This window comes from Rugamonas sp. DEMB1, from assembly GCF_029834475.1.
In the GTDB taxonomy this organism is placed as follows: domain Bacteria; phylum Pseudomonadota; class Gammaproteobacteria; order Burkholderiales; family Burkholderiaceae_D; genus Rugamonas; species Rugamonas rubra.
Genome location: NZ_CP122407.1, coordinates 2534382 through 2554068 on the forward strand (window position 1 = coordinate 2534382; position 19687 = coordinate 2554068).

Consider the following 19687-nt stretch of genomic DNA (forward strand, 5'->3'; position numbering starts at 1 on the left):
TGGTTCTTGAAATTCCATTCTCAATCCACTACTGTTGAAGTGAGTTTCGATAAGGGGCCCGACATGGAACAACTGGATCGCATCACCCAGCAGCCCGAAGTGATGGGCGGCAAAGCGTGCATCCGTGGGATGCGCGTGACGGTCGGTATGTTGGTCGGCCAGATCGGTGCCGGCCACAGCATCGACGAAGTGCTTGCCGACTATCCCTATCTGGAGCGCGAGGACATCCTGCAGGCGCTTCGCTACGCCGCATGGCGAGCCGAAGAACGTGAGGTCCTGCCGACCATTGCATGAAACTGCTGGTCGATATGAATCTGTCTCCACGCTGGATCGGCGTGTTGAACGATGCGGGAATTGTGGCCGCACATTGGTCATCGCTGGGCGCCAGCAACTCGCCAGACTCGGAAATCATGGCTTACGCCAACACAAACAATTACGTGGTTCTCACTCACGATCTGGACTTCGGCACGATTCTGGCCGCCACGCAGGGTAAGAAGCCAAGCGTGGTGCAAATTCGCGCTGACGATGTCAGCCCGAACCTGATTGGCGTACAGGTCATAGCTGCCTTGCGGCAGATGGCGGAAGAACTGGAAGAGGGCGCGTTGCTCACCGTGGATGTCAAACGCACCAGGTTGCGGCTGCTGCCTCTGCAATGGTCGAAATGAACGATGTGCTTCGGCGCCTTCCGCGCCATGACGTCGCACGGCCTGAGCCGCGAGACGTGCATCCACCCAACGGCGAAACGTGAGGGTCAGACCCTGAGGGTCTGACCCTGGATGTCGTCCTTGGGCTTAGCTAGACTCGCCTACGCATGCCGCGCAGTGGCCTAGTTGGTCACCGGCTCGGCGGCCGCGGGCGGCAGCGGCGCCGCGTCGCCCATGTCGAGCGAATGCACCGCCGCGTCGCCGGTGAACTCCTCGTACAGCCACTCGCCGTTGACCTGCACCAGGCCGTCCGGCACCGGCCGTTCCTGCGCCGGACGCTTCTGCAGCGCCACGCGCATGTAGTCGATCCAGATCGGCATGGCCACGGTGGCGCCGAACTCGCGCCCGCCGAGCGACTTCGGATCGTCGTACCCCATCCACGACACGGCGACGATGCCGCCGCCGTAGCCGGAGAACCAGCCGTCGACGGCGTCGTTGGTGGTGCCGGTCTTGCCGGCGAGGTCGCTGCGGCCCAGCTTGGACGCCGCCGCGCCGGTGCCGCTGCGGACCACCTCGCGCAGCATGCTGTCGGTGACGAAGGCGTTGCGCGGGTCGATGACGCGGGCGCTGTCGGCCAGCGCCGCCGCCGGCTTGGCCTCGGAGATGACGGCGCCGTTGCCGTCGACGATGCGGGCGATCAGGTAGGGCTCGACCTGGTAGCCGCCGTTGGCGAACACCGCGTAGGCGCCGGCCAATTGTAGCGGCGTCACCGCGCCGGTGCCCAGGGTCAGCGTCAGGTTCTTCGGCTGCTTGGCCGGGTCGAAGCCGAACTTGCCCAGGTAGTTGTGGGCGAACGGCACGCCGACCGAGCGCAGGATGCGCACCGAGGCCACGTTCTTCGACTTGGCCAGCGCCGTGCGCATGCTGATCGGGCCGTCGTACACGCCGTCGTCGTTTTGCGGCTTCCAGGCCTCGTTGCCGGTGTCGGCGCCGGTCAGCTCGAGCGGCACGTCGTTGATCAGGGTGCCGGGCGAGAAGCCCTTTTCCAGCGCCGACGAGTAGATGAAGGGCTTCATCGACGAACCGGGTTGGCGCCAGGCCTGGGTCACGTGGTTGAATTTTTGCTGGTTGTAGTCGAAGCCGCCGACCAGCGCGTGGTAGGCGCCGGTGTTGGCGTCGATCGAGACGAAGGCCGCCGCCACCTGCGGCACTTGGCTGATCGCCCACAGATTCTTCTCGCCGCGCGTGACGCGGATGATCGCGCCGGGACGCAGGCGGATGGCGTCCTTGGCGTTGGCCGACAGCGCCGGCGCGGCCAGGCGCAGGCCCTCGCCGCTGATCTCGATCTCCTCGCCGGCCAGGGTTTCGACGCGCACGGCGCGCGTGCCGGCCTCCAGCACCACGGCCGGAATCAATCGGTCGCTGCCGGGACGCTTCTGCAGCGCCTCCTCGATGGCGTCGTCGCGCAGCTCGGCGTCGGCCGGCAGGGTGATGAAGGCCTCGGGGCCGCGATAGCCGTGGCGCTGGTCGTAGGCCAGCACGTTGCGCCGCACCGACTCGTAGGCGGCGTCCTGGTCGGCCTTGAGGATGGTGGTGTAGACGCTGATGCCCTTGGTGTAGCTGTCCTCCTTGAACTGGGCGAACACCACCTGGCGCGCCAGTTCGGCGACGTATTCGGCGTGGGTGTCGAACTCCTGGCCCCGGTTGTTGACGCGCAGCGGCTCGTGCAGCGCCTGTTCGTATTGGGCGTCGGTGATGTGGTTGAGCTCATGCAGGCGCTTGAGCACGGTGTGCTGGCGCTCGCGCGCCCGCTTCGGGTTGACCGCCGGGTTGTGCCGCGCCGGGTTCTGCGGCAGGCCGGCCAGCATGGCCGTTTCGGCGATGCTCAGGTCCCTTGATCGACTTGCCGAAGTAGGTCTGCGCCGCGCTGCCGAAGCCGAACGAGCGCTGGCCCAGGTAGATCTGGTTCATGTAGAGTTCGAGGATCTGGTCCTTGCTCAGCGCCGCCTCGATCTTATAGGCCAGCATGACCTCGTTGAGCTTGCGGCCGATGACCTTCTCGCGGGTCAGGAAGAAGTTGCGCGCCACCTGCATGGTGATGGTCGAGCCACCCTGGCGGAAGCCGCCGGCCAGGTTGGACTTGGCGGCGCCCATGGCGCGGATCCAGTCGATGCCGCCGTGCTCGTAGAAGCGCGTGTCCTCGATGGCCAGCAGCGCCTTCTTCATCATGTCCGGCATGTCCTTGATGGGCACGAAGTCGCGGTGCTCCTCGCCGAATTCGCCGATCAAGACCTTGTCGGCGGTGTAGATGCGCAGCGGGATCTTGGGGCGGTAGTCGGTGACGGCGTCGAGCGCCGGGAGTTTGGGCGCCACGTACAGCATGAGATAGCCGAGCAGGCCGGCACCGGCGATCGCCGCGCCGGCGGCGGCCACAATCACGCCGCGCACGACATTGCGGCGGCTGAACAAGTTGGAGGAAGCGGTCAAAGAGAATTCTCACGGTGGCTAGGTGGGCGAATTATAGACCAAGCAAAAAACCGCGCCGCCCGTCTAGAGTTTGCCCACTACCACCTTGACTTTGGCCTCGCGCAGCAGGCTGGCCAGCGCGGCCGGCGGCGGCGCGTCGGTGAATAGGATGTCGATCTGCGACAGGTGGGCCAGGCGCACCAGCGCCTTGCGGAAGAACTTGTCCTGGTCGGCCACCAGCCACACCTCGCGCGACTGCTCGATGATGGTCTGCGCCACCTTGACCTCGCGCGCGTCGAAGTCGCGCAGGCTGCCGTCCTCGTCGATGCTGGAGATGCCGATGATGCCGATGTCCACCTTGAACTGGCGGATGAAGTCGATGGTGGCCTCGCCGACGATGCCGCGGTCGCGCCCGCGCACCACGCCGCCGGCGACGATCACTTCGCATTCGTTGTTGTCGGCCAGGATGGCGGCCACGTTCAGGTTGTTGGTCACCACGTGCAGGCCCTTGTGGTAGGCCAGCGCCCGCGCCACTTCCTCGGTGGTGGTGCCGATGTTGATGAGCAGCGAGCAGCCGTGCGGCACATGCTCGGCCACCGCCTTGGCGATGGCGCGCTTGGCGTCGCTGTTGAGGGTTTGGCGCTGGCTGTAGTCGATGTTCTCGACCGAGGAGGGCAGGCCGACGCCGCCGTGGTAGCGCGCCAACAGCTTCTCCTCCTCCATGTGCTTGACGTCGCGCCGCACCGTCTGCGGCGTCACGCCCAACTGCTGGGCCAGCTCTTCCACCGACATGGTGACCTTCTGCCTGACTGCTTCGAGTAGTCTTCGTTGTCTCGGGTTTAGTATCATTTTCTGATCGTTTTTATTGGAAGAGATGTAAAACGAAAACAAACGAACAAATTGTTATAGAAATTTGTTGCTACGGATTCGTATTTTGTCGTATCTTATTGTCTGTATCTTAACCAGAGTAGCGCGCCATGCATAGCCCCTATGCACGCGCTGGGCAAATTTCACGGCTTGAAGCGGAGAACCGATGGCACAGGCGCAACAAAAAATCGACTGCGATGTCTTGGTGGTGGGTGGCGGCATCAACGGCGCCGGCATCGCGCGCGACGCGGCGGGACGCGGCCTGTCCGTGGTGCTGTGCGAGAAGGACGATCTGGCGGCGCACACCTCGTCGGCCTCGACCAAGCTGATCCACGGCGGCCTGCGCTATCTGGAATACTATGAATTCAACCTGGTGCGCAAGGCGCTGATCGAGCGCGAGGTGCTGCTGCGCTCGGCGCCGCACATCATGTGGCCGCTGCGCTTCATCATGCCGCACGATAAGGGCCAGCGCCCGGCGCTGCTGATCCGCGCCGGCCTGTTCCTCTACGACTTCCTGGCCAAGCGCGAGATCCTGCCCGGCTCGTCGAGCATCGACATGCGCAGCCACGTCGCCGGCAAGCCGCTCAAGCACGGCTTCACGCGCGGCTTCATCTACTCCGACGGCTGGGTCGACGACGCCCGCCTGGTGGTGCTCAACGCGATGGACGCGGCCGAGAAGGGCGCCACCATCCTGACCCAGACGGCCTGCACCTCGGTCAACCGCCTGGCGGACAAGTGGCAGGCCACGCTGCGCCAGGCGCCATCCGCCGGCGCGCCGGACGGCCAGCAGATCCAGGTCAACGCGCGCTATCTGGTCAACGCCGCCGGGCCGTGGACGGCCGACTTCCTGAACGGCGCGCTGCCGCAGGGCGGCGGCAAGCAGCTGCGCCTGATCAAGGGCAGCCACATCGTCGTCAAGCGCATCTTCGAGCACGACAACGCCTACATCTTCCAGAATCCGGACGGCCGCATCGTTTTCGCCATCCCCTACGAGCAGGACTTCACGCTGATCGGCACCACCGACCTTGACTACAAGGGCGACACCAACAAGGTGGCCATCGACCAGACGGAGATCGACTACTTGTGTGAGCTGGCCAGCTACTACTTCACCAATCCAATCAAGCCGGCCGACGTGGTGTGGACCTATTCCGGTGTGCGCCCGTTGGTGGAGGACGAGGCGGCCGACGCCAAGGCCGTCACGCGCGACTACCGCTTCGAAGTCGACCAGGGCGGCGCGCCGCTGCTCAGCGTCTTCGGCGGCAAGATCACCACCTTCCGCAAGCTGGCCGAGGAGGCCGTCGACTTGATCGCCAAGGACTTGAACACGAAAAGCGGCGCCTGGACCGAGCAAGCCTGCCTGCCCGGCGGCGACCTGTTCGGCGCCGCGCCGCAGAACCGCGCCGTGCTGGAGTTCGACGGCTGGGTGAACGGCCTGCAAACGCGCTACCACTGGCTGCCGCCGAAACTGGTGAGGCGCTATGCGCGCGCCTACGGCACCCGCATCCACACGCTGCTGGAGGGGCGCAATATGCCGTCCGACATGGGCGAGCAAATCCTCGACAACCTGTACCAGGCCGAGGTGGACTACCTGCGCAAGCACGAATGGGCGCGCAACGCCAAGGACATCCTGTGGCGGCGCTCGAAACTGGGGCTGCATCTGGGCGCCGGCGCCGAGCAGCGCCTGGGCGAGTGGCTGGCGGCGCACCCGAACTAATTTTTTAAACGCCGGCGCGGCCATGGTGGCACATGGTGGCGCGGGCGAACGCGGCAAATAAAACAGCAGCAAAAAACAGTAGTAAATTGAGGAGACAAGAGTGCAACTTGTACTGGATAAGATCAGCAAGAAGTATGGCGCTGAAGACCACCTATACCCGATGTCGCTGGAGCTGGTGCCCGGCACCATCAACGTGCTGCTCGGGACCACCAAGGCCGGCAAGACCTCGCTGATGCGGGTCATGGCCGGGCTGGACAAACCGACTTCCGGCCGCGTGCTGGTGGACGGGCGCGACGTGACCGGCGTGTCGGTCAGCAAGCGCAATCTGGCGATGGTGTATCAGCAGTTCATCAACTACCCGGCCTTCACGGTGTTCGACAACATCGCCTCGCCGCTGCGCCTGCGCAAGGTGCCGGAGGCCGAGATCCGCGTCCGCGTGCTCGACCTGGCCGAACGCCTGCACATCACGCCGTATCTGCAGCGCACCCCGGCCGAGCTGTCCGGCGGCCAGCAGCAGCGCACCGCGCTGGCGCGTGCGCTGATCAAGCAGGCCGACCTGCTGCTGCTCGACGAGCCGCTGGTCAACCTCGACTACAAGCTGCGCGAGGAATTGCGCCGCGAGTTGACCGAGTTGTTCTCGGACGGCCGCACGACGGTGGTGTACGCCACCACCGAGCCGCTCGAGGCGCTGCAACTGGGCGGCCACACCGTGGTGCTGCACGAGGGACGCCTGCTGCAGCAGGGCCCGACCCTGGACGTGTTCAACGCGCCCAACTCGATCCAGACCGCGCGCACCTTCAGCGACCCGCCGATCAACCTGATGCCGGCCCGCATAGACGCCGAAGGCCGCGCCCAGCTGGGCGCCGGCCTGACCATCCCGCTCAGCGCCGCGCAGCTGCAAGCTGCCGCCGGCCACGGCGAGGTGGTGCTGGGCCTGCGCGCCCACAGCCTGTACATGCACGCCCACTCGGCGGCCGACTTCGCCATCGAGGCGCAGGTCGACCTGGCCGAGATCAGCGGTTCGGAAACCTATGTCCACGCCCGTCGCGGCACCATCAACCTGGTGGCCCAGCTGACCGGCGTGCACAACCTGGAGCTGGGCATGGTCTGCAATATGTACTGCCAGCCCGCGTCGCTGTTTGTCTTTAGTGCCGCCGGCGCCTTGCTGTTCGCGCCGACGCAACCATCCTTCGGAGCATAAGCATGGCCCGCATTGAACTGATCGATCTGGCGCATGCCTACAAACCGAATCCGTCGGCCCCGACCGACTACGCGCTGCGGCCAATGACCAAGACCTGGGACGACGGCGGCGCCTACGCGCTGCTCGGCCCGTCCGGCTGCGGCAAGACCACGCTGCTCAACATCATCTCCGGCCTGGTCAAACCCTCGCACGGCCGCGTGCTGTTCGACGGCCGCGACGTCACGCAACTGCCCACCGAGGCGCGCAACATCGCCCAGGTGTTCCAATTCCCGGTCATCTACGACACCATGACGGTGTACGACAACCTGGCTTTCCCGCTGCGCAATCGCGGCTGGAAGGAGCCGGAGACGCGCAAGCGCGTCGAGCAAGTGGCCGAGATGCTGGAGCTGTCGCACGACTTGAAGATGCGCGCCTCAGGCCTGTCGGTCGACGCCAAACAGAAGATCTCGCTGGGCCGTGGCCTGGTGCGTCCCGACGTCGCCGCCGTGCTGTTCGACGAGCCGCTGACCGTCATCGACCCGCACCTGAAATGGCTGTTGCGCCGCAAGCTCAAGGAGATCCACCACGAACTCAAACTGTCGCTGATCTACGTCACCCACGACCAGGTGGAGGCGCTGACCTTCGCCGACCAGGTGGTGGTGATGACCCAGGGCGAGGTGGTGCAGACCGGTAGCGCCCAAGCGCTGTTCGAGGAACCCGAGCACACCTTCGTCGGCTACTTCATCGGCAACCCCGGCATGAACCTGCTCGACTGCACGGTGCACGACGGCCTGGCCCGCATCGACGCCAACGACGTGCCGCTGTCGGCCGCCGCCAAGGCCGCGCTGGCCGGCGTGGATGGCAAGATCACGCTGGGTATCCGTCCCGAGTTCGTCGAACTGGCCGCCGGCCAGCAGCCGGACACGGTGGCCGCCACGGTGGTCGCGGTGCGCAATATGGGCACCCACTACCTAGCCGAGTTCCGGGTTGGCGCCAACAGCGTCGCCGCCAAACTGCGCGCCTGCGACGCAGTGGTCGGCGCCCAGGCCTGGCTGCGCTTCCCGCAGGAGCGCACTCTCTACTACGTCAACGATAAACGGGTGGCTTAATGAAATCGTATAACAACCGCGCCTGGTGGCTGATCCTGCCGGTGCTCCTGTGCGTCGCCTTCTCGGCGATCCTGCCCCTGATGACGGTGGTGAACTACTCGGTGCAGGACATCCTGAGCCCGACGCAGAAGGTCTTCGTCGGCACCGAATGGTTCCGCACCGTGATGCGCGACTCCGACCTGCACGGCGCGCTGCTGCGCCAACTGGTGTTCTCGTTGTCCGTGCTGGCGGTGCAGATCCCGCTCGGCATCTTGATCGCGCTGTGCATGCCGGCCGACGGCTGGCGCGCCTCGCTGGCGCTGGTGCTGATCGCGCTGCCGCTGCTGATCCCGTTCAACGTGGTCGGCACCATCTGGCAGATCTTCGGCCGGGGCGACATCGGCCTGATGGGCTACACGCTCAACAACTTGGGCATCAACTACAACTACAACGGCAACTCCACCGACGCCTGGCTCACCGTGATGGTGATGGACATCTGGCACTGGACGCCGCTGGTGGTGCTGCTTTGCTACGCCGGCCTGCGCGCCATTCCCGACGCCTACTACCAGGCCGCCCGCATCGACGGCGCCTCGCGCTTCGCCGTGTTCCGCTACATCCAACTGCCGAAGATGCGCAACGTGTTGATGATCGCCGTGCTGCTGCGCTTCATGGACAGCTTCATGATCTACACCGAGCCCTTCGTGCTGACCGGCGGCGGACCGGGTAACGCCACCACCTTCCTGTCGCAGTACCTGACGCAGAAAGCCGTCGGCGCCTTCGACCTTGGCCCGGCCTCGGCGTTCTCGCTGATCTACTTCCTGATCATCCTGCTGTTCTGTTTTGTGCTCTACACCTGGATGCAGCGTGTCGGCACGGGAGATGCCAAATGATGGATAAACGAATCACAACGCCGGTGCTGGTGTTGTTCCTGCTGCTGTCGATGCTGCCGATCTACTGGATGCTCAACATGTCGCTCAAGACCAACGAGGAGATCGTCGGCGTGTTCGGCCTGTGGCCGCAGAACCTGACCTTCGCCAACTTCAAGGTCATCTTCACCGACCCGGCCTGGTACAGCGGCTACATCAACTCGATGATCTACGTCGCCATGAACATGGTGTTCTCGGTCTCGGTGGCGCTGCCGGCGGCCTACGCCTTCTCGCGCTACCATTTTTTGGGCGACAAGCACCTGTTCTTCTGGCTGCTAACCAACCGCATGACGCCGCCGGCCGTGTTCCTGCTGCCGTTCTTCCAGCTGTACTCGACCGTCGGCCTGATGGACACCCACCTGGCCGTGGCGCTGGCGCACATGGTGTTCAACGTGCCGCTGGCGGTGTGGATTCTGGAGGGCTTCATGTCCGGCATTCCGAAGGAGATCGACGAGACGGCCTACATCGACGGCTACAGCTTCCCGCGCTTCTTCGTGCGGATCTTCCTGCCGATGATCAAGTCGGGCATCGGCGTGACGGCCTTCTTCTGCTTCATGTTCAGCTGGGTCGAGCTGCTGCTGGCACGCACCCTGACCTCGGTGAACGCCAAGCCGATCGCCGCCACCATGACGCGCACCGTCTCGGCCGCCGGCATGGACTGGGGCGTGCTGGCCGCCGCCGGCGTGCTGACCATCGTGCCGGGCGCGCTGGTGATCTGGTTCGTGCGCCACTACATCGCCAAGGGCTTCGCCATGGGCCGCGTTTAAACAAGGGAAATGACTATGGAATCGAATACCGAAAGCTTGTTCGCCTGGATGGCGTGGACCCCGGAAGTGGCGATCTTCTTCGTGGCGATCCTGCTGATGTTGGTCGGCATGTCGCTGTGGCAGGTGCGCTCGCCGAGCATCGAGCGGCGCGGCTTTTTGCCGATGCCGACCACGCGCGGCGACCGCCTGTTCATCGGCCTGCTGAGCGCCGCCTACGTCAATCTGGCCTGGGCCGGCTTGACCGACGTGACGCAGATGATGGGCGCCGGCATCAGCTTCATTGTGCTGTTGATTGTGATGCGCTGGGGATGATATGGTAGCGCTAAATTGAAATTGAATTAAGGTTGTTGTTTTAGCTGGGATGGAACCTTCCTCTATCCGGCGAGCAGGTCCCGGAAGGTCATAAAAAGGAGATAAGTGATGAAATTAAGATTGACGGCCCTGGCGGCTGCGGCAATGTTGGTATCGAATGCTTCCTGGGCTGATATGAAATCGGCCGAGACGTGGGTCGACAAGGAATTCCAGCCTTCGAGCCTGAGCAAAAAGCAGCAGCTCGAAGAGATGAAGTGGTTCATCGACGCCGCCGAGAAGCTGAAGAAGAAGGGCATCAAGGAAATCAGCGTCGTCTCCGAGACCATCGACACCCACGTCTACGAGTCGAAAACGCTGGCCAAGGCCTTCGAGGAAATCACCGGCATCAAAGTCAAGCACGACATCATCCAGGAAGGCGACGTCGTCGAGAAGCTGCAAACCTCCATGCAGTCCGGTAAAAGCATCTACGACGGCTGGATTTCCGACTCCGATTTGATCGGCACCCACTTCCGCTACGGCGCCATCGAGCCGCTGTCCGACTACATGAAGGGCAACGGCAAGGACTACACCAATCCGGGCCTGGACTTGAAGGACTTCATCGGCACCAGCTTCACCACCGCGCCGGACGGCAAGCTGTACCAGCTGCCCGACCAACAGTTCGCCAACCTGTACTGGTTCCGCGCCGACTGGTTCGCCCGCAAGGCAGTTGCAAACCAAATTCAAGGCCAAGTACGGCTACGACCTGGGCGTGCCGCAAAACTGGTCGGCCTACGAGGACATCGCCGAGTTCTTCACCAACGACATCAAGGACATCGACGGCAAGAAGGTGTTCGGCCACATGGACTACGGCAAAAAAGATCCATCGCTGGGCTGGCGCTTCACCGACGCCTGGCTGTCGATGGCCGGCGCCGCCGACAAGGGCATCCCGAACGGCCTGCCGGTCGACGAGTGGGGCATCCGCGTCGCCGCCGACAAGTGCACGCCGGTGGGCGCATCGGTTGCGCGCGGTGGCGCCACCAACTCGCCGGCCGCCGTCTACGCGCTGACCAAGTACGTCGACTGGATGAAGAAGTACGCCCCGCCCGCCGCCAACGGCATGACCTTCTCCGAAGCCGGCCCGGTGCCTGCCCAGGGCGAGGTGGCGCAGCAGATCTTCTGGTACACCGCCTTCACGGCCGGCATGATCAAGCCGGGCCTGCCGGTGGTGGACAAGGACGGCAAACCGAAGTGGCGCATGGCGCCGTCGCCGCACGGCCCTTACTGGAAGCCCGGCATGCAGAACGGCTACCAGGACGTCGGTTCCTGGACCTTCTTCAAAGTCGACCCCGGACGACCGCAAGGCCGCCGCCTGGCTGTACGCCCAGTTCGTGACGTCGAAGACCGTGTCGCTGAAAAAGTCGATCACCGGCCTGACCTTCATCCGCGAATCGGACATCAAGCACGACTACTTCACCAAGCACGCCGACCAGTACGGCGGCCTGATCGAGTTCTACCGCAGCCCGGCCCGGGTGGCGTGGACGCCGACCGGCAACAACGTGCCCGACTATCCGAAGATGGCGCAGCTGTGGTGGAAGAACGTGGCCACCGCCGTCACCGGCGAGAAGACCCCGCAGGTGGCGATGGACACGCTGGCCGAGGAAATGGACACCGTGATGTCGCGGCTTGAGCGCGCCGGCATGAAGAACTGCCCGCCCAAGCTGAATCCGAAGGGCGATCCGAACAAGTACCTGTCGGACAGCGCCGCGCCGTGGAAGAAGCTGGGCAACGAGAAGCCGAAGGGCGAGACCATCCCTTACGACAAGCTGCTGCAAGCCTGGAAGGAAGGCCGCGTGCGCTAAGCCCAACTTAGCCCGCAGCCGTACCGAGCTCCCAGCTTGCTGCGGCATGCGCCAGCGCGCATGCCGCATTTTTTTTGGCGGGACTTCAAGGCGCCGGGGATGCCGGCAAACCCACCGGTGTGGAGCCAGGGTCAGACCCTAGGGTCTGACCCTCGATTTTTGCCCTTGGGTTTCCCCGGCATCCCGCCACACCGTGCAGTACCCATTTTTTAGCCGACACCATGAGCAAATACATACTCGCCCTCGACCAGGGCACGACCAGTTCGCGCGCCATTCTGTTCGACCACGCGGGCCATCCGCACGCGATCGAACAGCAGGAGTTCAGGCAGATCTTCCCGCAGCCGGGCTGGGTCGAGCACGACGCCAACGAGATCTGGCAGTCGCAACTGGAGGTGATGCGCAAGCTGATGCGCGAGCATGGCGTGACGGCGGCCGACATCGCCGCCATCGGCGTGACCAACCAGCGCGAGACCACCGTGCTGTGGGACCGCGCCAGCGGCGAGCCGGTCGCCAACGCCATCGTCTGGCAGGACCGGCGCAACGCCGCGCTGTGCGACCGCCTGCGCGAGCAGGGCAAGGCCGCGCTGTTCCAGCAAAAGACCGGCCTGGTGCTGGACGCCTACTTCTCCGCCACCAAGCTGACCTGGCTGCTCGACCATGTGCCCGGCGCGCGCGACAAGGCGCTGCGCGGCGAACTTGCCTTCGGCACCATCGACAGCTGGTTGATCTACAAGATGAGCGGCGCCCACATCACCGACACCAGCAACGCCGCCCGCACCATGCTGTTCAACATCCACACGCTGGCGTGGGACGAGGAACTGCTCGAGCTGCTCGGCATTCCCGCCTCGCTGCTGCCGCGCGTCGTGCCGAGCAGCGGCGTGGCGGCGCACACCCACGCCGAGCTGCTGGGCGCGCCGCTGCCCATCGCCGGCATCGCCGGCGACCAGCAGGCCGCCACCTTCGGCCAGGCCTGCCTGCGCCCCGGCATGGCCAAGAACACTTACGGCACCGGTTGCTTCATGCTGATGAACGTCGGCGGCAAGCCGGTCGCCTCGCAGAACCAGCTGTTGATGACGGTGGGTTGGACCCTCAACCGGGGGGGCGCCGTCTGCGCCGACGCCACCGACTATCTGCTCGAAGGCAGCGCCTTCGTCGCCGGCGCGGCGGTGCAGTGGCTGCGCGACGGCCTGGGCATCATCCGCGACTCTTCCGAGGTCGAGGCGCTGGCCTCCAGCGTGCCGGACGCCGGCGGCGCCGTCTTCGTGCCGGCCTTCGCCGGCCTGGGCGCGCCGTACTGGGCCCGTACGCGCGCGGCACCATCGTCGGCATCACGCGCGGCACCACCAAGGCGCATTTGGCGCGCGCCGCGTTGGAAGGCGTGGCCTGCCAGAACGTCGATGTGCTGGCGGCGATGCAGCGCGACGCCGGCATGCCGCTGACCGAACTGCGCGTCGACGGCGGCGCGGCGCGCAACGACATGATGATGCAGTTCCAGGCCGACCTGCTCGACGTGCCGGTGGTGCGGCCGATGGTCACCGAGACGACGGCGCTGGGCGCCGCCTATCTGGCCGGTCTGGCGGTGGACTTTTGGGCCTCGCTCGACGAGATCGGCGCGCAGTGGCGCATGGAGCGCCGCTTCGAGCCGCACATGAGCGTGGACGAGCGGCAGGGCCGCATGCACGCCTGGACGCGCGCGGTGGAGCGCTCGCGCGCCTGGGTGGAGTAGGCTTTTGCGTCCTGTGGCAACGCAGCTAAGCTAAGAAAAACCACCGGCGAAAATCTAGGGTCAGACCCTGAGGGTCTGACCCTGGCTCTCTGCCGTTGGGTGGTTTTCTAGCCGCTGGCGCCTTAAATTCGCGGCATCAACGGCCGCTGGCGCTGCCGTCGGTCAGCGGCGCCGCCGCTTGCGCCGCAGCCGCGCCCCATGCCGCCGCCGGCAGGCGGGCCTGCGCGACGGCGCTCCACTGCGCGCGCTGGGCCGGGTCGCTGAGCGCGGCCCAGTTCTGCGTCAAGGCCTTGAGCAGCAGGGGCGTGAGCGCGTCCAGGCGCGGACGCAGCTCGCGCGCCAGGTCCGGCACCTGCTCGAAGCGGCCGGCCTTCTGCTGCCGCCAGCGCTCGAACAGATCGCGCTGCACCGTTTTCGCCGCCTCGATCTGCGCCTCGAAGAAGCTCTCGGCCCAGGCTGCCGGCACGCCGGCTTCGGCGGCCTGGCGCGCCAGCGCCGCGATGATGAGCCGTTCGCGCGGCAGATCCTCGATGGCCGCCTGGCTGTTCCATTTGTAGCGCGCCACGTCGGGCATCAGCGCCAGACGCTCGTCCATCAGCGCCAACAGCGCGTCCGGGCCGGCCAGCGCCGCGCCCTTGCTCCACGGCCAGGCCAGCCACTTGTCCTGCACCCGGCGCACACTGCCGCTTTCAATGGATTGGTGCAGCCACTGGTCGACCCATGCCTTCCATACTAAGTCGCGCGGCAACAGGAAGGCCTTCTCGGAAAAGTCGAAGGGCGCCTCCGGGTGCACGGCGCACAGCTGCGGCCGCAGGCGCTGTTGCAGGCGGGCCTCGACGGCGTCGGTGATCATCAAGTCGGCGCGGCCGGCGACGATCTCGTCGAAGATCGTCACGTTGTCGGGGTGTACCGTGAGGCGCGCGTGGCTGGCGTTGGCGCGCGCGAAGCGCTCGTTGGTGCCGCCGGGATTGACCACCAGGCGCACCTCCGGCCGGTCGATCTGCTCCAGGCTGTGGAAGCGGGCCAGGTTCTCGCAGCGGGTGATCGGCGTCTTGCCGTCGCGCAGATAGGGGATGGAAAACAGCGCCCGCTTCTGCCGCTCCAGGCTGATGGAGATGCCGCCCACGGCGATGTCGAACTTGTTGTCGGCGAAATCGTCCATCAGCGTCGGCCAGCTGGTGGCGACCCATTCCAGCTTGACGCCGAGCGAGCGGGCCAGCATGCCGGCCAGCTCCGCGTCGCTGCCCTGGTAGGCGCCGCCGGCCGGGTCGCGGTAGCTGAACGGCTTGTAGTCGCTGGTGATGGCCACGCGCACGCTGCCGCGCGCGAGGATCTGGTCGAGCCGGTTGGCCGGCTCGGCATGGCGGGCAGCGTTCAACAGCAGCGTGCTCAACAACAATGCGATGGTTTTCATTTTGCTTCGGTTTCCTCTCCGGTTGTTGGCGCGCGCCGGTGTTTAGATCAGCACTGGATCGAGTTGTTGCAGCATACCTACCGCCTGGGCGACTTTGCCTTGCAACTCATCATTCTTGAAAGCGCCTTGTTCGACATCGAAGTTCTCATAGAAACTCGGGATGGCCAGGCTGGCTTTGACATGGCCGGCGAAGAACGGTGCCGAGCCGGTCGCGGCGGCCAACACGGTGGCGCCGCCGCGCGCGCCCGGCGAAGTGGCAAGGAGGACCATCGGCTTGTCCTGGAACACCTTGGGCTGGATACGCGAGCACCAGTCGAACAGGTTTTTATAGGCAGCGCTGTAGGAGCCGTTGTGCTCGGCGAACGAGACGATGATGGCGTCGCTTGCGGCGATCTTTTGCAGGAAGGCCTTGGCCAGCTCCGGATGGCCGTACTCCGCCTCGCGGTCGACACTGAACAAGGGCATTTCGTAGTCGTTCAAATCGAGCACCTCGACATCAGCACCTTCCAGCAAACCAGCCGCATATGTCGCTAATTTCTTGTTGATGGATTGACGGCTAGTGCTTGCTGCAAATGCTAACAATTTCATGTTTGTCCTAAACGGTGGTGTGGATTGCTGCATGCAATGCTGCAGTACCGCGATCATAAACTTGAACTACAATATTGCAAATAGTGAAATGCTGGAAGAACTACTCAGAAATATGAACAATAGCGAGAGCGATGAATAAACTTGACGCGATGGAGGTGTTCGTCCAGGTGGTCGACGCCGGCGGCTTCACGCGCGCGGCCGAGAACATGCAGCGGCCCAAGGCGACCGTGTCGACACAGATCCAGGCGCTGGAGCGGGAGCTGGCCGTCAAGCTGCTGCACCGGACCACGCGCCAGGTCAGCGTGACCACCGAAGGCGCCGCCTACTATGAACACTGCCGGCGCATCCTGGCCGACGTGCACACGTCCGAGGAGTCGCTGTCGCGCAGCCGCCAGAGCCCCAGCGGCCGCTTGCGGGTGGACGCGCCAACCGGGCTGGCCAGCGCCATCCTGATTCCCGCCATGCCCGATTTTTTCCACCGTTATCCGGACATTTCGCTGGAGCTCGGCTGCAGCGACCGTCCGACCGATCTGATCGAGGCGGGCGTCGACTGCGCGCTGCGCGGCGGCGTGCTCGACGACTCCAGCTTGATCGCGCGCCGCGTGGCGACCATGCGCTTCGTCACCTGCGCGGCGCCGGCCTACCTGGCCGCGCACGGCCGGCCGGAACACCCCGGGGGACCTGCTGCAGCACCGCTGCGTCAATTACTTCTCCGCACGCAGCGGCAAGATCGCCGAGTGGGATTTCGCGCGCGGCCGCGAGCGCATCCGCGTCGCGCTGCCCGGCAGCATCGCCGTCAACGACTCCAACGCCTATGTCAGCGCCGGACTGGCCGGCGTGGGCATCGTGAAGATGTCGACCGTTATGGCCGGGCCGATGATCGCGCAGGGGCATTTTCAGCTGCTGCTGCCGGAATGGACCACCATCCCCATGCCGATCCACGTGGTGTATCCGCAAAACCGCCACCTGTCGACCAAGGTGCGGGTGTTCACCGACTGGGTCGCCGAACTGCTGCACAACCATCCCCGCATGCGCTTGTCGAATGGGGCGGCTTGCCGGGCTAGTTCCTTTCCAGTAGCTTCAGGCGATCGAGCGCATTCTGATTCTTTGGGTTGAGTTCCAGGGAGCGGCGATAGTGCTGGATCGCCGGCCCGGTGGCCGAGTCCGCCTCGTAGGCCTCGGCCAGGCTGTCGTGCGCGTTGGCGCTGTCGGGATAGCGTTGCGCCGCGAGGGCAAGCACCGCGATGGCCGACTTGGTCTGGCGCTGGGCCAACAGGCGATAGCCCCAGCCGTTCAGGGCGCCGTCGCTGGGCGCGGAAACGGCGTACTTTTCCGTCACCTGGCGTAGTTTCTGGTCGATATTGTCGAAGCTGGCGGCGCCGAACTGTTCGCGCAGGCGGTACAGCGCGTAGCCGCCGCCGTTGATCTTCCTGAGCGCCGGCACGTAGTAGCCGGCCACCGTGTCGATCAACTGTTCCGGTTGGCCGCCGGCAAGGTTGGTCAGGATGATGACGGCCAGGTCGTCGTCCGGGTAGACGTAGAAGGCCGAGCGGCCACCGCCTATGCCGGCGACGGCGCGGTGCTCGCCGCGGCGGATCGCCGGCCAGCCCATGGCCCACGGCGCCGGCTTGCCGTCCGAGTAGGCCGAGGGCTCCCACAGCTGGTTGAGGCTGGCGGGCTTGAGCAAACGGCCTTGCTGCAGGGCGACGATCCACTTGGCCAGCTCTTGCGCGCTGCTATTGATGCCGGCGCCGGTGCGCATGTTCGGCGTGAAGTCCTCGATCACGTTCTTCAGGGTCGTGCCGTCGCCCGCCAGATGATACGAGTTGGCCTTGTTGTTGATGACGTCCCGGCTGTCGCCGAAGCTGGTGTTGGGCATGCCGACCGCGTCGAACTGCCGGCGCTGGATGAACTGGAGGAAGGGCTGGCCGCTCAGGCGGTCGATGATTTTCCCCAGCAGCAGATAGTTGGTCTGGTTGTAGCTGAAGCGCTGGCCGGGCGCGAACTCCATCGGCAGCGTTTGCACGGCTTTCCAGGAGGCTTCCGGGCTGCCCGCGATCAAACCCGAGCTGCGCTGGTCCAGGATGTCGGGAAGGCCGGAGGTGTGGGCGAGCAGCTGCGCCACGGTGACGGCCTGCCAATCCGGCGGCAAATCGGACAGATAGCGCGCGGCCGGCGCCTGCAGCTCAAGCTTGCCCTGTTCCACCAACTGCATGACGGCCACGCCGGTAAACGATTTGGTGGCGGAGTTGATCGAGAACACGCTGGTGTCGCTGACGGGCACGCCGTACTGGAGGCTGGCGACGCCGAAGGCCTTCGACAGCACGACTTTGCGGTTCTTGACGACGACGATTTGCAGGCCCGGAATGTGGCGCTCCCGCATTTCACTCTGGAGGAACTCGACCACGGCTTTGCCGGTCCGGGCATCGGTGTCGGCGTGCGGCGCCGGGGCGGCGTTCGCGGATGTGTTGAACAGTAAAACCGCTGTCGTGCTGAGTAGTAACCGGAGTGTGCCTGGAGTCCGCATGGCGTCGCTTTCTGTGATGGGGTTGGATCGTTCGGGGCGGCCGCGCCCAGCACCGCCGGCGAACCGAGGCAAGAATAGCCTATCCACAATAGATGGTCGAGAGAAACGTTGGCGCATTCGCCATGCCGGAACGAAAAAACGGCGGCCCGCTCGCGCGGGCCGCCGTTTTTGCTTCAAGCTGGAAGGATTACTTCACGCCGTGCATCAGTTTATTGATCAGCGGGGCGATCAGGAACAGCAGCACGCCGGCGCCCAGCAGCGAGTAGAAGCCGAAGGTGTAGCCGGTCAGCGCCGACTGCACCGACATGCCGGTCTCGCCGGAAACGACGGAGGCGAAGATGCCCGACAGGTTGTTGCCGATGCCGGTGGAGAGGAACCAGCCGCCCATGCCCAGGCCGACCAGGCGGGTAGGGGCCAGCTTGGTGACCATCGACAGGCCGATCGGCGACAGGCACAGCTCGCCGATGGACTGGATCACGTAGACCATGAACAAGGTCCAGAAGGGGATCTTGTTGTTGCCGTCAACCAGGCTCGACAGGGCGAACATCAGCAGGCCGAAGGCGAGTGCGTTGCCGATCAGGCCCAGGCCGAACTTGCGCGGGATCGAAGGGTTGGCGTTGCGCTTGCCCAGCATGACCCAGACGGCGGCGACCACAGGGGCGAAGGCGATGATGGCGATCGAGTTGACGCTCTGGAACCAGGCGGTGGGGAAGTTCATGAAGCCCAGGTCGCGGTTGACGATGTTGTCGGCCAGGAAGGTGAACGAGCTGCCGGCCTGTTCGAAGAACATCCAGAACATGATGTTGAAGAAGAAGATCAGCAGCATGGCGATGACCTTGTCGCGGGCGACCTTGCCGTTCTTGATGCCTTCGATCATCAGCATGACGGCCAGGCCGATGAACAGCACGCTGAGCACGCCTTGCAGCTTCTGCGCGCCGACCGCCAGCAGGAAGTAGAACACCGGGATCACGCACAGCGCGCCGAGGGCGACGTAGACGATGCGCATCGGGTTTTGCGCCTCGGGGGCGGGGGCGCCGATGCCTTTCAGCGCGGAGCGGCCGATGGCGAACCAGACCAGGCTGATCAGCATGCCGATGCCGGCCGAGATGAAGACGATCTTGTACGAGGGCATGGCGCTGGTGCCGAAGATCTTTTCGGCCAACAGCTGGGTGAAGATCGGGGCGAGGAAGCCGCCGACGTTGATGCCCATGTAGAAGATGGTGAAGCCGGAGTCGCGGCGCGTGTCGGCCAGCGAATACAGCTTGCCCACCATGGTCGAGATGTTCGGTTTGAACATGCCGTTGCCGACGATGATGGTGGCCAGGCCGAGGTTGAACAGGTCGCGGTTGGGGATGGAGATCATGAACAGGCCGGCCGCCATGAAGGAGGCGCCGACCAGGATCGAGCGCTGGTAGCCGAGCACACGGTCTGCCACATAGCCGCCGAACAAGGCGGCGGCGTACACCAGCGCGAGGTAGGAGCCGTAGGTCAGATTGGCCGAGGCCTGGCCGGCCGCGTCGCCGCCGAAGAACTGGGTGACGATGTACAGCACCAGGGCCCAGCGTATGCCGTAGAACGCGAAGCGTTCCCAGAATTCGGCCATGAATAGCATCCATAGCGGACTGGGGTG

At 64.9% G+C, this 19687-nt stretch carries 14 protein-coding genes and 5 pseudogenes; 12 read left to right on the forward strand and 7 right to left on the reverse strand.

The window, feature by feature from the left end; all coding sequences use genetic code 11:
• Positions 1-63: 63 nt before the first annotated feature.
• Both QC826_RS11620 and QC826_RS11625 read left to right on the forward strand, forming a co-directional pair.
• Complete coding sequence (locus QC826_RS11620) at positions 64-294, forward strand: DUF433 domain-containing protein (protein WP_279765770.1); 231 nt, start codon at positions 64-66, stop codon at positions 292-294.
• On the forward strand, positions 291-665 hold the full coding sequence (locus tag QC826_RS11625; RefSeq protein ID WP_093388807.1) for a DUF5615 family PIN-like protein: 375 nt from the start codon (positions 291-293) through the stop codon (positions 663-665). Before QC826_RS11620 ends, QC826_RS11625 begins: the two co-directional genes overlap by 4 nt.
• A gap of 161 nt (positions 666-826) precedes the next feature.
• On the opposite strand, the pseudogene QC826_RS11630 reads toward QC826_RS11625, so the two are convergent.
• Together QC826_RS11630 and QC826_RS11635 are read right to left on the reverse strand one after the other, a co-directional pair.
• Positions 827-3131 (reverse strand): annotated as a pseudogene (locus tag QC826_RS11630) (penicillin-binding protein 1A).
• 63 nt (positions 3132-3194) lie between these two features.
• Positions 3195-3959 carry a DeoR/GlpR family DNA-binding transcription regulator gene (locus QC826_RS11635; protein ID WP_174900560.1) on the reverse strand — a complete coding sequence of 255 codons (765 nt, stop codon included), beginning with the start codon at positions 3957-3959 and terminating at the stop codon, positions 3195-3197.
• Positions 3960-4143: 184 nt separating this feature from the next.
• Here QC826_RS11635 and glpD point away from each other — a divergent pair, with 184 nt between their 5' ends.
• The 8 genes and pseudogenes from glpD to glpK all read left to right on the forward strand — a co-directional run bounded on the left by glpD (position 4144) and on the right by glpK (position 13528).
• Positions 4144-5691: a glycerol-3-phosphate dehydrogenase gene (gene glpD, locus QC826_RS11640; protein WP_279765771.1), complete on the forward strand. Its 1548-nt coding sequence runs from the start codon at positions 4144-4146 to the stop codon at positions 5689-5691.
• Between the two features lie 100 nt (positions 5692-5791).
• Positions 5792-6892, forward strand: a complete 1101-nt coding sequence (locus tag QC826_RS11645; protein WP_279765772.1) for an ABC transporter ATP-binding protein — start codon at positions 5792-5794, stop codon at positions 6890-6892.
• Positions 6893-6894: 2 nt separating this feature from the next.
• Positions 6895-7980, forward strand: a complete 1086-nt coding sequence (locus tag QC826_RS11650) for an ABC transporter ATP-binding protein (protein ID WP_279765773.1) — start codon at positions 6895-6897, stop codon at positions 7978-7980.
• Complete coding sequence (locus QC826_RS11655) at positions 7980-8849, forward strand: carbohydrate ABC transporter permease (RefSeq protein ID WP_099417606.1); 870 nt, start codon at positions 7980-7982, stop codon at positions 8847-8849. The genes QC826_RS11650 and QC826_RS11655 overlap by 1 nt, the downstream gene beginning before the upstream one ends.
• On the forward strand, positions 8846-9652 hold the full coding sequence (locus QC826_RS11660; RefSeq protein WP_093388813.1) for a carbohydrate ABC transporter permease: 807 nt from the start codon (positions 8846-8848) through the stop codon (positions 9650-9652). The genes QC826_RS11655 and QC826_RS11660 overlap by 4 nt, the downstream gene beginning before the upstream one ends.
• Before the next feature lie 36 nt (positions 9653-9688).
• The gene (locus QC826_RS11665; RefSeq protein WP_279766453.1) at positions 9689-9964 is read left to right on the forward strand and encodes a DUF2160 domain-containing protein; all 276 of its coding nucleotides are present in this window, start codon (positions 9689-9691) and stop codon (positions 9962-9964) included.
• Positions 9965-10072: 108 nt separating this feature from the next.
• Positions 10073-11802 (forward strand): annotated as a pseudogene (locus QC826_RS11670) (ABC transporter substrate-binding protein).
• Between the two features lie 221 nt (positions 11803-12023).
• Positions 12024-13528, forward strand: a pseudogene (glpK, locus tag QC826_RS11675) (glycerol kinase GlpK).
• A 136-nt stretch (positions 13529-13664) separates the two neighbouring features.
• Here the strand turns inward: glpK and aroQ are convergent.
• The 3 genes and pseudogenes from aroQ to QC826_RS11685 form a co-directional block, all read right to left on the reverse strand.
• Positions 13665-14132: a gamma subclass chorismate mutase AroQ gene (aroQ, locus tag QC826_RS31585; protein ID WP_409567868.1), complete on the reverse strand. Its 468-nt coding sequence runs from the start codon at positions 14130-14132 to the stop codon at positions 13665-13667.
• A 21-nt stretch (positions 14133-14153) separates the two neighbouring features.
• Positions 14154-14942, reverse strand: a pseudogene (locus QC826_RS31590) (transporter substrate-binding domain-containing protein); the annotation flags it as partial.
• A 42-nt stretch (positions 14943-14984) separates the two neighbouring features.
• On the reverse strand, positions 14985-15530 hold the full coding sequence (locus tag QC826_RS11685; protein WP_279765775.1) for an NADPH-dependent FMN reductase: 546 nt from the start codon (positions 15528-15530) through the stop codon (positions 14985-14987).
• A gap of 149 nt (positions 15531-15679) precedes the next feature.
• Between QC826_RS11685 and QC826_RS31255 the strand changes: the two are divergent.
• Positions 15680-16132 (forward strand): annotated as a pseudogene (locus QC826_RS31255) (LysR family transcriptional regulator); the annotation flags it as partial.
• An 82-nt stretch (positions 16133-16214) separates the two neighbouring features.
• Positions 16215-16646 (forward strand): LysR substrate-binding domain-containing protein, encoded by a 432-nt coding sequence (locus QC826_RS31260; RefSeq protein WP_313872878.1) that lies wholly within the window; start codon positions 16215-16217, stop codon positions 16644-16646.
• On the opposite strand, the gene QC826_RS11695 is transcribed toward QC826_RS31260, so the two are convergent.
• Positions 16591-17937, reverse strand: coding sequence for a serine hydrolase (locus QC826_RS11695; protein WP_279765776.1), 1347 nt, complete (start codon positions 17935-17937; stop codon positions 16591-16593). The two genes, QC826_RS31260 and QC826_RS11695, sit on opposite strands and share 56 nt — an antisense overlap.
• A 307-nt stretch (positions 17938-18244) precedes the next feature.
• Positions 18245-19669, reverse strand: coding sequence for a peptide MFS transporter (locus QC826_RS11700; RefSeq protein WP_409567869.1), 1425 nt, complete (start codon positions 19667-19669; stop codon positions 18245-18247).
• Positions 19670-19687 lie beyond the last annotated feature (18 nt).